Origin of the sequence: Paracoccus bogoriensis, from assembly GCF_019431455.1 — a bacterium.
Classification (GTDB): Bacteria; Pseudomonadota; Alphaproteobacteria; order Rhodobacterales; family Rhodobacteraceae; genus Paracoccus; species Paracoccus bogoriensis.
In genome coordinates this window covers 1-259 of sequence record NZ_JAHYSR010000084.1, presented here as the reverse complement: position 1 = coordinate 259, position 259 = coordinate 1, and the positions used below count along the sequence as shown (strand labels likewise).

Below are 259 nucleotides of genomic sequence, written 5' to 3'. Positions count from 1 at the left end.
GCTTGGCCACCTGCACCGTGGCCCCTAGGATCTCATGTACTCCCTGGGCATACGGCTTACCGGTGTAGGCGCTATCTCAAGCAGGCTACCGCTGTCACGCGGCTCACACCAGATGGTGAAATACGAGTGCACGGTGCGCCACTTCGGGAATCACTCGGTAAGGCACACCACTGGCAGCCTGTGGGAATGTCCCGCCCGATGTTGAACTTCGTGGGATGAGAGGTGGCGTTGCTCTCGCTGAGCCGCAGGCTCGGGGTGT

Annotated in this window: 1 pseudogene; it reads right to left on the bottom strand. The window is 61.4% G+C overall.

Going from position 1 to position 259, the window contains the following annotated elements:
- Nucleotides 1-69 precede the first annotated feature (69 nt).
- Nucleotides 70-182 (bottom strand): annotated as a pseudogene (locus tag KY389_RS15155) (IS5/IS1182 family transposase); the annotation flags it as partial.
- Nucleotides 183-259 lie beyond the last annotated feature (77 nt).